Here is a 13170-nt window from a genome sequence, read left to right as displayed (position 1 = left end):
ATCTTATGCTTGTCGCCTCTGGGCGAGCCGCCTGCGCTTTTTCAATCCAGCTCCGGCGGCTAGAGGCTCGAGGTCATAAGCTAAACAGGCCAAAAAGGCAAAGAACGCCTTCTCGTCCTGTTCATCTTATGCTTGTCGCCTCTGGGCGAGCCGCCTGCGCTTTTTCAATCCAGCTCCGGCGGCTAGAGGCTCGAGGTCATAAGATAAACAGGCCAAAAAGGCAAAGAACGCCTTCTCGTCCTGTTTATCTTATGCTTGTCGCCTCTGGGCGAGCCGCCTGCGCTTTTTATGAGAGGACGAAATGAAATGATGAAAATATTAAAAACAAAAAACAATATCTATTTACTATACTTTTATCTCTTTTTTGCCCAGCTGTTTTTTGACCGGGCACTATGGGTTATCTATCTTGGTGACAAGGGGATGACCTTAGGTGAGATTGGGGTGTTGGAGGCACTGCTCCATTTGGCGATCGTGTTATTCGAGGTTCCGACAGGGATGATTGCTGATTTGTACGGGAGGAAGGTCAGCCTGGTGATCGGGAATCTGTTCAGTCTGCTTTACGGATTGTTCATGCTCTTCAGCGGAAATTTCTCCATGTTCACCCTGGCGTTCCTGTCCATGGGGCTCATGGTCACCCTTCATTCGGGAGCCGAGCAGGCCTTTGCCTACGATACACTGAAAAATGAGAAACGGGAAAAGGATTATACGCGGGTCATCGGAAGTATGACGGCGATTTCCCTGTTGTCTCTCAGCCTTGCTAAATTTCTAGGCGGATTCATGGCGGAAGTGAGCTGGGAGTGGGTGTACGGATCCACGATCATCACCCACGTCCTGGCTGTGATTCCCCTGTTGTTCATGAAAGAACCAGAGCGGGAGAAAACGGAGGACGTCAATGGTCGCTGGTACAATCAGTGGGTCCATCAATTCAGGTTGGGAGTTAACGTCTGGAGGAATAATTCGGTCATTCACGCACCGGTTGTCCTTTTTATACTGGCAAGTGCGGTCATGGTCATCATGGTATTCTACGGGCAGGAATACTTTGTGGAACTGGGCTATTCGTCCGTGGTTGTCGGAGCCGTGTTCACCATCGAAGGACTTCTTGGCGTCGTGATGGCGAAGATTGCTTATAAAGTGGAGGAACGATTTAAATTTTTTAACATCCTGTATTACGGATTTGGTCTTTTTCTAGTGTTTTTCGTTCTGTTCATTTTTGCTACGGACTGGGCGATTCTGCTGTCGTTCTTGATCCTTGCCCAACTGTTGAGTCTGTTCGAACCGATCTTCAGCTCATTTGTCCAGAGCTTTTTGAAAAGCAATATACGGTCGACTTTCCTTTCCCTGATCGGTTTGATGGAGAGTTTTGTCATCATGATCAGCTTTCCGCTGTTCGGCTATGCCATTGAATGGACGGGATTCACCGACGGATGTAAGAGAAAAGCTTCTCACTTTTTGAGTGGGGAGCTTTTTTTTATATCATAAAAAAGGAAAAATGTGTTAAAATTTGACTAGTAGAACACAAATTGTGGAGACGTATCATCCAATGGAGGATGGCGGGGAGGAAGTGGTGGTTTATCTGGCGATTCAAGGTGCTTGATCTAATGTGAATCTGATGTAGTAAGCCTGATAATCACAATAGAATCCCTTTGTCGAAAAACCTTAAGAAAGGTGTTTTCCTGATAGCTGAACTTTAAAGAAGTATGGTGAATCCCCATCTTAAAACCACCAAGAAAAACGATCGGAGGAACCAAACATGAAAACAGGTACATTTTTATTCATAACAGGGTTACTACTCTTTATGTCGGGTGTCTATTTATCTACTTATATCGCAAGCCTAGGGGTGTTATTAAGTGTCGGTGGTGGGATGATGCTTGGTGTCGGCAGTTATCTCATGGGGACGAATCAGGTGAAACCAAGAAAAAGGGTGAAAAAGCCATGAAAAAAGGAAGACTCGTCACCAAAGAACATATTGTAAAAGATTTAAATAGGATAGGAGTTACAAAAGGAATGACCGTCATCGTCCACTCATCCTTAAGGTCAATCGGCAGAGTCATAGGCGGCCCGGTTTCCGTCATCCTGGCATTGGAAGAGGCGGTCGGTACAGAAGGAAACATCGTCATGCCCACCCAAACCGAGCATCTTTGCGACCCGACGGAATATGGAAGCGGATATACCGATGAAGAGCTGGAACTCATCCGGGAGAACATGCCGACCTTTCATCCCGATCTTACACCCTCCTCATACATGGGGTTCATCGCCGAGACATTTAGAAAGCAGGACGGGGTGAAACGGAGCCCGCACCCCCACACATCATTCGCTGCCTGGGGGAAAGACGCTGCCCGCATCACGCAGGAACATGGTCTCGACTTTTCCATGAATGAACAATCCCCATTAGGAAGGATGTATGAGCTGGGTGGCACTATTCTTCTCCAGGGTGCCCCGACGAATTCAAATACTTCTTTACATCTCGCAGAATATAGGCAAGACAACACCTTTGTGAAAGAGAAGATATGGGATGTGAAAGTGAAAAAAGGGGACAATGAAGTCTGGACGACGTATTGCGATATCAATAATGAATCCGATGATTTTGACCGGATTTTTGAAGATTTTTGTAGAGAAACAGAGTATGTGAAAGAGGGTATGGTCGGGGAAGCGAGGAGCTACTTCATGCCGATGAGAGAAATGGTGGACTTCGCTGTAAGCTGGATGGATAAGAACAGAAAATGACGGGGAGGCATACATCATGTCAATTGACGTGTTATCGTTAATCGTCATTGGGGCAGTTGTTGCATGTGTTTTACAGGCTTTGCAGAAATATGGTGGGATTCCGTCTTATTTTAATGTGAAGCTTTTCTTCGCACTGGCTATTTTATCAGCAGCATGCTGGTTCATGAGTCTTGCCGTTGGCGGATGGGGTGGCATGAGCTTGACTGCAGTTGGATTGAACGGACTGGTGGCAGCGGTGTCGGGGTTGGTTTGTTCTTTTTTATTAAATATCGTGTTGAGAACCCAATAATCAGCAAATATATAATGACTTGGCTCGATGAAGAATGTTTTTATACCATTTATCATATGTAGGTTAGTGATGAGGAGGGTTACAATTGAAAAAAGTATTCAGTACGGGGTCATTCATTATTTTTCTCATCGGTCTAGTATGCTATTTTTTAGCCCTGTTAGGGAAAGACACATTCTTACTGCCTGCGGTCATTATGGCAGTCGTAGGTTTTGTGGCAGGCTTGTTCGGAGAGAAAACAATCCAAAGAAAGATTGGACTGTTTGGAAATGGCCTCATAATAGTAGTCGGTGTGCTTTTGCCGTTCGTGGTGACGACGTTTTTTTGGAATAAGCCTTAGGGAATACATTCATTACGTCAAGAACTTCTTGGGCAAAGAAGTTCTTTTGTTTTATTGAAATAAAGAAATTTAGAAAAAAGGAGAACAAACAATGAACTTGGGAAGTCCAACTGCAACCGGAAACACAGCCAAAGTCTATCTCTTTGAAAATAAAATATACAAAGTCTTTAACGACTCTTTACCGGCTGAGGAATCTATGAAAGAAGCAAAAAAGCAACAGTATGCCCACTCATGCGGACTGCCTGTACCTGAAATCTATGATGTCACAAACATAGATGGAAAACAGGTCATCATCATGGAACACATAGAAGGGAGGCCAATAGGGGATCTGTTGACTGACAACATGAAACGAGCCGAGTATTATATGGCTATGTCAGTGGACATTCAAATAGGCATTCATCAGATCAAAGCTCATTCCATTGAACCCATGTCCGAAAAGCTGCATCGCCAAATAGAATCTGCACCTGAATTGGATCATCACATGAAGCCCATCTTACTGAAAAAACTAGATTCCATGACCTTTGAAGAAAGACTCTGTCACGGTGATTTTCATTTATTCAATTTAATCCTGTCACAGAATAACATCACCATCATCGACTGGGTGGATTCGAGTGCGGGGGATAGACGGGCTGACGTGTATCGCACCTATCTCCTGTATTCCCAGGTATCAAAAGAACTGGCTGATATGTATATGCGGCTGTATTGTGAGAAAAGTGGTCAGTCTAAAGATGAAATTTTCCAATGGGCGCCAATCATCGCCGCAGCAAGATTGTCAGAGAAGGTTTCTTCCGAAGATCCAAAGAGACTATTAGAGATTGTGCATCAGATTTGATAAAAAGCCTAGGGTCAGGAAAAAGCCAGGGTACCTGTCCCCATGGCTTTTCTGGGAGAAACGATTAAAGTAGATGATCCTTTGAAAAAACAAACAAATGAAAAAGAAAAGGTGACTCCTGAATCCTGCTTCATGTGGACGATGGATTCACCTTTTTTTGGTTATTGAATAATGTTTTTTTCAATGACAAGGGATAGGCTATCAGCTATTTGCTGATATGTAGCATCATTTGGATGGAAGTTGTCACTTGAAAGATCGCGTTTGGCATCTGTTACCAAATTGAAGGTATCCACCACTTGAACGTCGTATTTTAAGCCTAATGTGCGGGCAGATTCATTCCATTTTTGGATGACAGAATCAAAGGACTCCCCGTCCGGTAATTCCTTAAAGGGATTATATAGTCCCATATAGAGGATGACGGCATCCTTATTTATGTCACGAATGGTTTCAAACGTTTTTTCTAAATTAGGAATTTCGGTTTCCAGAATTCCAAGGGCTGCAGTTTCTGAATAATTGTTTAAAATCTCACCAGAATTAAAGAGATTGTTTCCACCAATCGTGATGGAAATGATTTTGGCGTCCTTAAGAGATCGCTTGACATCCTTTTGTTCTAATTGGGCCAGTAAATCTTCAATCCTGGCACCCCGTATACCTAAGTTTTGGTAGCGCTCCACCGTATTGGTTTCTTTAAGTGAATCTCCAACCAGCGGGACAAAACCTTCTCCTTTTGAAGATCCTACCCCCCTTGTCAATGAGTCGCCAAGTGCAATATACGTTTCACCAGGAGTGTCGGGAGCTTCTTCTGATTCTGCTGATATCTGCTCTTGGGGAGGGTTGGCGATATCCGAATAGGCTCTTACAAATCCATATCCAAATAGGACGGTCAGAGCAAGGGAAAGGGTGATAAATAGTTGCCACATCCATTTTTTCATCTTTTATTCTCTCCTTCTATTATGATTGTACCAACTTTTACCCTTGCTGAGTATTCAAAAGAGCAATTGAGAAAAAAGTTGGTTAGAATAGATGTAGGGTGATAAATATGAGCATAAAGCCAACCGTTCAATTGAAAAATGTAACGAAAGTAATAGGGAAAAAGACGATTATTGATAATATATCATTTGACATATATCCAGGAGAAGTATTTGGATTCCTTGGTCCCAATGGTGCGGGGAAAACGACGACGATCCGGATGCTCGTCGGTCTGATCAAGCCAACATCGGGAGTTATTAAAGTCTGTGATTTTGATGTGAGAAAGCAATTTGTTCAGGCGATGCAGCGTCTTGGTTCGATCGTAGAAAATCCAGAGTTATATAAGTATTTGACCGGTCGGGAAAACCTGCAGCTGTTTGCACGGATGCTGCCTGGGGTGGACAGTGAACGAATACAGGAGGTCATTGATCTGGTTGATCTGACTGCACGGATTGATGACCAGGTACAGACCTATTCATTGGGGATGCGTCAGAGGCTTGGGATTGCACAAGCATTGTTGGGCCGGCCGGAAGTGCTTATTTTGGATGAACCTACGAACGGGTTGGATCCAATGGGAATAAAGGACCTTCGTACATTTATAAGGAAACTGGTCGATGAAACGGGTCTTTCCGTTCTTGTATCCAGTCATATATTAAGTGAAATCGAAATGCTTGCCGATCGTGTGGCGATCATGAGCCATGGGAGAATCGTGAAGGTAGGAAAGGTGAGGGATTTAGTGGATGAATTGTCATCAGGTGTGGACTGGAGAGTCAATGATGCGTTTCGTGCACTTGAAATCGTTAAAGCATCTCCCTATGTCCAATCTGCAGAATTGTACGATGATCATACGATCCATACGCTGATGGATGAAAGCAAAACGTCGATCCTGAATGAATCGTTACTACAGGCTGGAATCGAGGTATGGACCATTGAAAGGAAGGTCCAGACATTGGAAGACTTATTTATTCGTTTGACAGGGGGCGATCATATTGTCTAATCCAAATATGATGGGTCTGATTCATAATGAGGTTATGAAAATGGCTTCCAAAAAACGCTTTGCCGTTGTCGTCGCTATTTTAATCATTCTAGTCTCTATGTTTACATATGCACAATACCGGGAGATACAAGAGAAGATTGAAAAGCAGGGTACGCTGGACTGGCGAGTGGAGCTGCAGCAGGAGATAGTCGATCGGCAAAACAGGCTTGCATCCAGTGGGATCCAGGATGAGGCAAGACAATTCCTTGAATTGGATTTGAAGCAAAAGCAATACTACTTGGACAACAATATTAATCCGAACTATCCTGGAGCACCTACATTCATCCGCATCTTCTTCTCACAGGGACTCACACTCGTCCTGCCTTTACTCATCATTATTATTATGGCTGACGTTGTGAGTGGGGAATACAATGATGGGACCATCAAGACATTATTATCCCGCCCGGTAAAACGATGGAAGATCCTGATGGCCAAATGGCTGACGGTTTTGCTGTATACGTCGATGCTGATGGCAGCTACGGTAATTGTCTGTTATGGGATTTCAGGGATTGTCCTCGGATATGATGGCTGGACAGCACCTATTCTGACGGGCTTTCAAGCTTCTCCTTCTGGTGAGTTTTCGACGACCTATATCCATACCCTTCCGATGTGGGAATACTTACTGATGTCCGCGGGTCTTGCATGGGTCGTTACAGCGACTGTTGGAACCATAAGCCTGATGATTTCAGTACTTGTTAAAAATACAGCAACCGGTATCGGGGCGATGATGGCTGTGTTGATTGCAGGCACCCTCTTATCTTCTATCGGTTCAAGCTGGACGAGCTCAAAGTATTTGGTGAACTTGAATTTTGATCTGATCAATTACTTAGAAGGTCAAGCTCCGCCAATCGAAGGGATGTCACTGCCGTTTTCATTAACAGTACTTGGAGCATGGACTGTCGCTTGCCTTGCCATTGCGTTTTGGAATTTCACTCAGAAGGATATGTATTAAGTGCATCATTGAAGCCACCCTCCACATACATTGAGGGTGGCTAAATTCATCGCTATAGTGAGAAAAGCGGTTTGTCTAAAGAGTAAGTGTTTCAGTGGACCCAAACCATCGCTGCGGCCAGATTGTCTGAGAGGGTCTCTTCCAAAGATACAAAGGGATTATTGGAAATTGTGCATCAGATTTGATGACGCAGGGACAGATGCCTTGGCACACAATAAGCTATGGTACTCGTCCCCATTGTTTAATTGTCAAAATAGTATAAATCCATTAATGATAGTTCTTTCGTGCTGTCTTTATATTGAATGGATATTTTGTCATCGGCTGTCAGTTTTTTCTCTTTCCCATTATTCAGTAGTAATGTGTTTTCATCGAGGAAAGTATACGTTATGTTGATTCCATCCATCAAATTTTCCGGTGTGGATAGATCTTCTCGCATCTCATACACGATCATATTGTCTATATAGTCTTGATTCAGCTGTTCTTTTCTAAGTAACAGATAGCGGTTGTCCTGTTTTGATGTAAATGTCAGGTTAACTGTGTTGCCTTGCTTTTGGATTGTTGTTTGAACATCGTTTGGTTCTGCTATCCACATTTTAATATAGAGCAGGTAATAGCCAATGATCAAAATGAGGAAAAGGGATAACAGAGAGGTGACAATCGTGAGTATTTTCTTTCTATTCTTTGATCGTACCTTTTTTAAGTAGTCAACATTTCTATCCTCCTTTGCCTGTTCATGCTCATTTTCAGACAACCAGTCTTCTTGCATGTCATGTAAATATTCTCTACAGTTTTTGCACTGCTCCATATGTACTTCCATTTGCCTATTGGTTTCTTCGCTCGTTAAATGTTCCATATAGCTTGGAACCAAATCTTTAAACACATGATGGTTCATTTCATTGATCACCCTTTCTTATTTGTTGTTTGGCACGGTAAAATGTGACTCTTGCCCAATTCTCTGTTTCTCCCAAAATCGAGCCAATGTCTTTGAAGGATAAATTCCCCAATAACCTGAGATAAAGGAGTTCACGTTTTTTCTCGCTAAGTTGCTGAGCTTGCTTAAAAAAGTGGATTTTGTCTTCGTTTTGAATATATTGGTCTTCCAAACTGTAAACGGGAGTGTGTTCACTGCTCAGTGATTCCACTAGCCGGTGTTTCTTCCTTTCGCGATTCACTTCTTGTAGCCAAACGTTTTTGGCGATTGAACAGAGCCAGGTTGAAAACGTGGCTTTTCCGTTTTCTTGAAAATGATCGATGGATTTAAGGGCTTGATAAAATGTTTCTTGAGTCAACTCCTCAGCAGATTGAGCGTCATTTGTCATGGTTACTAAATATCTGAATATAATATCTGCGTATTCTTGATAAACATCTTCCTTATCCACGTCTTACCTCCATTTCGATAAAGTGTTGGTCATAAACGAATGACCCCTTAAAAATCTATTCATCTATTACTCCAGAAAAGCGTTCATTCGTTACAATTTATTTAAAAATAATTTGTGAAAATTTCTCAAAAATATCATGACATGGACTAGATTACACGAAAACCTTCTATTAGAGAATGTTTTTTTACAAAGTCAATGATTTCACGAGCCAAGGTTCCTGTACCCCATTGCTTGCAACGAAAAAAGCCACCCGCAACTCGCGGGTGGCTGAATCCATTTTATGCTACTTCTGTCTCATCCTTCTCCCCAGTCCCTTTAGACTTAAAGCTGATAAAGAACAAGACAGCGAGAAGAACGATGATCGATACGAATACCATCATATTGGATTCGATCAGTTTGACAAGGTTACCAAGCACGATGCCGACTAAACCAAAATCTGCATCTCCAAACGTGGTTCCCTGGAATCCGAGTGAGCTTAGCACCGGTAACAAGAGGGCCGGCAGGAAGCTGATCATGACTCCGTTCGCCATGGAGCCGATGACGGCACCCCGGCGTCCGCCAGTTGCATTGCCGAACACTCCGGCAGCTGCTCCTGTGAAGAAATGAGGGACGAGTCCCGGAACAATGACCTTCAATCCGAGTAAAGGTAAAAATAACATGCTGACAAGACCGGCGATGAAACTGAATAGAAATCCAATGATGACCGCGTTCCCGGCAAAAGGGAAGATGGCCGGACAATCAAGAGCCGGTTTGGCATTCGGGACGACTTTGTCCGCGATCCCTTTGAAGGCAGGTACGATTTCACCAAGGAGCATGCGAACCCCTGCTAAAATGATGTACACACCGACGGCGAATGTGATCCCTTGCATAAAGGCGAAGACAAGGAAGTTCTGTCCGCCGCTTAATTCTCCTTCGACGAACGCTGGACCTGCTGCGCCAGCTACGACGAAGAACAGGATGACCATTGTCAGAGAAACGGAAACGGATGTGTCACGCAGGAAACCGAGTGATTTCGGCACTTTGATTTCCTCAGTCGATTTGCTTCCTTTCCCGACTGCTTTCCCAACCATTGCGGAAACGAGGTAACCGATCGATCCGAAGTGACCGACGGCAAAGTCGTCTGAGCCCGTGACTTTGCGAGTGAACGGCTGAAGCATCGCAGGAGACAAGACCATCAGTGCCCCAAGGATGATCGAACCAAGAACGATCATCGGTACTCCGGTAAATCCGCCGGTCGTCAGGATGACGGCGATCATGCAGGCCATGAACATGGTATGATGTCCGGTTAAGAAGATGTATTTAAAAGGACTGAATCGTGCAATAAGAATATTGACAACCATACCGAACAGCATAATCATCGCTGTTTCCGTTCCAAAGCTTTCCTGTGCAAGAGCCACGATCGCTTCGTTGTTCGGGATCACGCCGTCGACTTCGAAGGCGTGGTTGAACATGCTGCTGAATTGCCCGAGGGACTGGACGAGTACATTCGCACCCGCCCCGAGGATGACGAAGCCCATGACCGTTTTCAATGTTCCGGACACGACATCCCCTGAATTCTTGCGCTGGATGAGGAGTCCGATTAAGGCGAATAGACCGACAAGGATCGCAGGTGTACCGAGTATATCCTTCATAATGATATCAATCATTTGTATCGCTCCTTCTTGTTATAAAGTGGTCTAGATATTTTGTTCCAATGCTGCACGCAATTCGTTCTTATCCATCAGGTTCCTTAACTTCACGACATTCTTACGGCCGTCTTCCAGGCTTTCGACGATATCTTCAGAGCCCAGGAATAGGTCCGCCTGTTCCGTCTTGGCTGTTGTCAGATCCGTGTGGGAAACTTCCGCTTCTTTCCCCATATCCTTTAGTGCTGCTTTCACGTTCATTTCCACGATCATGCTGCTTCCTAATCCATTTCCACATACGACTAATACTTTTTTCATTTTGATTTCCTCCTCAGATTTATACTTCTACTGTTTGATTGATTAATTCAATGATGGTTTCTTGATCATTTGCTGAGATTAACTTCTCGACGTTGCTTTCATTCGATAATAATTCCGTAAGCTGTGCGAGTGCTTTCAAGTGCGTTTGATTATCGATCGCCGCAAGCACGATGATGAGCTGGGCGCGATGCTTTTCTTTTTCAGAAAAGTAAACGGGTTCTTCGAGTCGCAGGAAGCTCATCCCCAGCTGTTCGACACCAGTCTCCGGTCGTGCGTGGGGGATGGCGATGTTCGGTGCGATGACGATGTAAGGACCCAGTTCCTTCACGTTCGTGATCATCGCCTCCACATAGTCCGGTCGGACCGATTGCTGGTCGACTAGGGGCTGACTCGCCACCTTGATGGCTTCCTCCCAGCTCGTGACACGATCTTTCAGCTGTATCGTCTGTTCTGTCAGTAATTCATTAAGCATAGGCTTTCTGAGCTCCTTTAACGTGGGAGTGGTTTGTTCTAAAAGCTGGACCAGTTCTTTTTTCAGTGCGTCTTCTTGATGGACTGTCGCGTGACGCTTGATCACGTCCATCAGAAGATCAGTCCGGTTCTTTTCGGTCGTCTTCGAATCGAATAGTTCATTCATCCGCTGCATGACCCGTTCCTTTTCTGAATTGGTCAGTATGGCGGGCACATGGATGACGGGAATGTCTTTTTCTTTTATATAATTCGTGGAAAAGATAATATCTGCCTCGTACTCGTTCGTTCGATACTCCCTCATAGAGAGAGTGGTGATAACATTGAGCCCGGCAATCAGATTCTCGAGCTGGGTCCGGAGCATGTTCGAAGTCCCAATCCCGTTTTCACATATGATAAGGGCCTTGAATTTCGTTTCGACCTTCTTCTGCTCTTTCGTCAACCATCCACCGAAATGCAGGGTGATATAGGCGGCTTCTTCATCTGGCACCATTTTTCCGACATACAGTTCCAGGTGCTTCATGACACGCTTCGTCAGATGAAAGATATCCGGATACGTCGTTTGAATGCTGTCAGACAGGTCATTCGCAATCGAGAGCCCGTACTTGAGCCGATAATATGTCGGTTTAATATGGGAAATCAAGTTTTCCTCGAGTCCCTTTTTGTCATCGAATACGACACAGGAGTAAAGCTGGAAATCATGGATCATCCGTTGAACGACTTTTTTCAGCCCTGACATTTCCTGTTCCGTATAGCGGGTGAAATCATCCTGCTGAACCTTGGATCCGAGCAGGTTCATCGTAATGAAGCAAACTTCGTCATCCGGGAAAGTGACGTCAAGCTTTTTGGTGATATGAAGGGCTGCCCTGTAGGCTTCTGTCTGTTTCAAGACTTCTTTTTCTGCGTCAGGCACCGAAATGTACTTGTGCAGTTCGATCCGCTTCATGATCATCAGGATCTGAAGGGACAGAATCTCGACCATTTCATCCGTCAGCGTCAATCCCAACTCCTTTTCCGCTTCATAAAGAATTTCTCTCACCAGGCGCCTTTGTTCCGTTTCCTGTGACCACGTATCGGCTTCCGGCTGGATCATCTTGTGAACCTCATTCCGGACATTCTGCCAATCGTGATGCGAGAAGATGCTGGCAAGGATCGTGGAAAGCATCGTTCGCTTTGCCTCCTCGGGACCGCTCAACCGGTAACCCGATCCTTTTTTATAGTACAAGTGCAAACCTGCTTCGTGAAATTCCTGTTTGATGTCTTTAATGACCTTTGCGATCGTCCCCCGGCTCATGCTCGTCAGATCCATAAAGCGCTGCATCGAGGCATCTTGTTCTTCCAAGAGGATGGATGCTTTAATGAGAACTTCACGCTCTTCTTTCGATAACTGATACTGCCAATCTTCGAAACTCTGATCCTTGGAAATCATCAACTTCGATTTCGAATCAGGGGGCAAAAACAACCCCTTCCCATGCTGACTTTCAATTGGTTCCAACCCTTCCGTCCTCAGCCAGTTGTTGATCTGATCAAGATCGTAATAAATGGTCCGTTGGGACAAATTCATCCTAGCGACAAGTTCCTTCGTCGGGACCGGGTCAGGCGAATGTTGAATGATGGATAATAAGTGTGCACGTCTTTTATCCAATACCATGAGGATCCTCCTCTAGTTAATTTTGCATATTTATATTCTTGTTTGTTAGATGATCATCTTATGAGTCTAGTATATGGGCATTTAATCAATAATGAAAGGGGTTTCACTGTGTAGAGTTCGTAAGGGGTATTTTTGCAAAAATGAACAGTGAGGTGAAGTAGGCAACAGCATAGGGATTTTGGATTGTCAAAGTGCCAGAGGTTTGAAATAATTGGAAGTAGAAACCGTACCCGGGAGGTCAAACCATGTCAAATGATTTTTATTGTGATGAAGTGTTAAGCGGAAGTACAGAAGTCAAAAAGGTCCTGGAAACAGACAATGTCCTTGCCTATTACCATACTAAGCCGTATTATCCCGTCCATATCGTAGCGATTCCCAAAAAACATATTCCTTCACTCCTTACACTTGAAGAAGATGATGACGAGTTATTGATTGAACTATTAGGCGTCATTAAAAAGGTAGCACGAATGGTTACAAGTGAGCATGGGGCGTGTAAAGTTGTCACAAATATGGGAGACTATCAGGATTCCAAGCACCTGCACTGGCATATTGTCTCTGGTAAGGCGTTGCGATAAGAACTAATAGTAAGA

The 13170-nt window shown here is 44.3% G+C and carries 15 protein-coding genes; 9 read left to right on the top strand and 6 right to left on the bottom strand.

Annotated features, from left to right (window positions below):
- Positions 1-306: 306 nt before the first annotated feature.
- The 6 genes from NQ095_RS06265 to NQ095_RS06240 all read left to right on the top strand — a co-directional run bounded on the left by NQ095_RS06265 (position 307) and on the right by NQ095_RS06240 (position 4182).
- Positions 307-1479, top strand: coding sequence for an MFS transporter (locus NQ095_RS06265; protein ID WP_258262623.1), 1173 nt, complete (start codon positions 307-309; stop codon positions 1477-1479).
- Between the two features lie 271 nt (positions 1480-1750).
- Positions 1751-1936: a hypothetical protein gene (locus NQ095_RS06260; protein WP_258262622.1), complete on the top strand. Its 186-nt coding sequence runs from the start codon at positions 1751-1753 to the stop codon at positions 1934-1936.
- Positions 1933-2724 (top strand): AAC(3) family N-acetyltransferase, encoded by a 792-nt coding sequence (locus NQ095_RS06255; protein ID WP_258262621.1) that lies wholly within the window; start codon positions 1933-1935, stop codon positions 2722-2724. The genes NQ095_RS06260 and NQ095_RS06255 overlap by 4 nt, the downstream gene beginning before the upstream one ends.
- 16 nt (positions 2725-2740) lie before the next feature.
- Entirely contained in the window at positions 2741-3013 is a 273-nt protein-coding gene (locus NQ095_RS06250; RefSeq protein WP_258262620.1) for a YesK family protein, read from the top strand.
- 85 nt (positions 3014-3098) lie between these two features.
- Positions 3099-3350, top strand: a complete 252-nt coding sequence (locus NQ095_RS06245) for a hypothetical protein (protein ID WP_258262619.1) — start codon at positions 3099-3101, stop codon at positions 3348-3350.
- A gap of 91 nt (positions 3351-3441) precedes the next feature.
- A complete protein-coding gene (locus tag NQ095_RS06240; protein ID WP_258262618.1) occupies positions 3442-4182 on the top strand; it encodes a phosphotransferase family protein in 741 nt (246 codons plus the stop codon).
- 161 nt (positions 4183-4343) lie between these two features.
- On the opposite strand, the gene NQ095_RS06235 is transcribed toward NQ095_RS06240, so the two are convergent.
- Entirely contained in the window at positions 4344-5114 is a 771-nt protein-coding gene (locus NQ095_RS06235; protein ID WP_258262617.1) for an SGNH/GDSL hydrolase family protein, read from the bottom strand.
- Between the two features lie 107 nt (positions 5115-5221).
- Here NQ095_RS06235 and NQ095_RS06230 point away from each other — a divergent pair, with 107 nt between their 5' ends.
- Both NQ095_RS06230 and NQ095_RS06225 read left to right on the top strand, forming a co-directional pair.
- Positions 5222-6148, top strand: a complete 927-nt coding sequence (locus tag NQ095_RS06230) for an ABC transporter ATP-binding protein (protein ID WP_258262616.1) — start codon at positions 5222-5224, stop codon at positions 6146-6148.
- Positions 6149-6155: 7 nt separating this feature from the next.
- Positions 6156-7139 carry an ABC transporter permease gene (locus NQ095_RS06225; RefSeq protein ID WP_258262836.1) on the top strand — a complete coding sequence of 328 codons (984 nt, stop codon included), beginning with the start codon at positions 6156-6158 and terminating at the stop codon, positions 7137-7139.
- Positions 7140-7380: 241 nt separating this feature from the next.
- On the opposite strand, the gene NQ095_RS06220 is transcribed toward NQ095_RS06225, so the two are convergent.
- From NQ095_RS06220 to NQ095_RS06200, 5 genes are all read right to left on the bottom strand, one after another.
- Complete coding sequence (locus tag NQ095_RS06220) at positions 7381-8031, bottom strand: zf-HC2 domain-containing protein (RefSeq protein WP_258262615.1); 651 nt, start codon at positions 8029-8031, stop codon at positions 7381-7383.
- Position 8032: 1 nt separating this feature from the next.
- Positions 8033-8518 carry an RNA polymerase sigma factor gene (locus NQ095_RS06215; protein ID WP_258262614.1) on the bottom strand — a complete coding sequence of 162 codons (486 nt, stop codon included), beginning with the start codon at positions 8516-8518 and terminating at the stop codon, positions 8033-8035.
- Between the two features lie 278 nt (positions 8519-8796).
- The gene (locus tag NQ095_RS06210; RefSeq protein ID WP_258262613.1) at positions 8797-10164 is read right to left on the bottom strand and encodes a PTS ascorbate transporter subunit IIC; all 1368 of its coding nucleotides are present in this window, start codon (positions 10162-10164) and stop codon (positions 8797-8799) included.
- Positions 10165-10194: 30 nt separating this feature from the next.
- Entirely contained in the window at positions 10195-10461 is a 267-nt protein-coding gene (locus NQ095_RS06205) for a PTS sugar transporter subunit IIB (RefSeq protein WP_060671682.1), read from the bottom strand.
- A gap of 19 nt (positions 10462-10480) precedes the next feature.
- Positions 10481-12580: a BglG family transcription antiterminator gene (locus tag NQ095_RS06200; RefSeq protein WP_258262612.1), complete on the bottom strand. Its 2100-nt coding sequence runs from the start codon at positions 12578-12580 to the stop codon at positions 10481-10483.
- Between the two features lie 245 nt (positions 12581-12825).
- Between NQ095_RS06200 and NQ095_RS06195 the strand changes: the two genes are divergently transcribed.
- The gene (locus NQ095_RS06195) at positions 12826-13155 is read left to right on the top strand and encodes an HIT domain-containing protein (protein WP_258262611.1); all 330 of its coding nucleotides are present in this window, start codon (positions 12826-12828) and stop codon (positions 13153-13155) included.
- The last annotated feature ends 15 nt before the right edge of the window (positions 13156-13170 follow it).

Source organism: Rossellomorea sp. SC111 (assembly GCF_024733565.1).
Lineage (GTDB): Bacteria > Bacillota > Bacilli > Bacillales > Bacillaceae_B > Rossellomorea.
This window is presented reverse-complemented; position numbering and strand designations above follow the sequence as displayed.

Excerpts from the sequence above, each read along its gene's own strand:
- NQ095_RS06235 (WP_258262617.1), bottom strand. The coding sequence starts at position 5,114 with ATGAAAAAATGGATGTGGCAACTATTTATCACCCTTTCCCTTGCTCTG.
- NQ095_RS06250 (WP_258262620.1), top strand. The coding sequence starts at position 2,741 with ATGTCAATTGACGTGTTATCGTTAATCGTCATTGGGGCAGTTGTTGCA.
- NQ095_RS06230 (WP_258262616.1), top strand. The coding sequence starts at position 5,222 with ATGAGCATAAAGCCAACCGTTCAATTGAAAAATGTAACGAAAGTAATA.
- NQ095_RS06205 (WP_060671682.1), bottom strand. The coding sequence starts at position 10,461 with ATGAAAAAAGTATTAGTCGTATGTGGAAATGGATTAGGAAGCAGCATG.
- NQ095_RS06220 (WP_258262615.1), bottom strand. The coding sequence starts at position 8,031 with ATGAACCATCATGTGTTTAAAGATTTGGTTCCAAGCTATATGGAACAT.
- NQ095_RS06195 (WP_258262611.1), top strand. The coding sequence starts at position 12,826 with ATGTCAAATGATTTTTATTGTGATGAAGTGTTAAGCGGAAGTACAGAA.
- NQ095_RS06200 (WP_258262612.1), bottom strand. The coding sequence starts at position 12,580 with ATGGTATTGGATAAAAGACGTGCACACTTATTATCCATCATTCAACAT.
- NQ095_RS06260 (WP_258262622.1), top strand. The coding sequence starts at position 1,751 with ATGAAAACAGGTACATTTTTATTCATAACAGGGTTACTACTCTTTATG.
- NQ095_RS06255 (WP_258262621.1), top strand. The coding sequence starts at position 1,933 with ATGAAAAAAGGAAGACTCGTCACCAAAGAACATATTGTAAAAGATTTA.
- NQ095_RS06210 (WP_258262613.1), bottom strand. The coding sequence starts at position 10,164 with ATGATTGATATCATTATGAAGGATATACTCGGTACACCTGCGATCCTT.
- NQ095_RS06225 (WP_258262836.1), top strand. The coding sequence starts at position 6,156 with ATGATGGGTCTGATTCATAATGAGGTTATGAAAATGGCTTCCAAAAAA.
- NQ095_RS06265 (WP_258262623.1), top strand. The coding sequence starts at position 307 with ATGATGAAAATATTAAAAACAAAAAACAATATCTATTTACTATACTTT.
- NQ095_RS06240 (WP_258262618.1), top strand. The coding sequence starts at position 3,442 with ATGAACTTGGGAAGTCCAACTGCAACCGGAAACACAGCCAAAGTCTAT.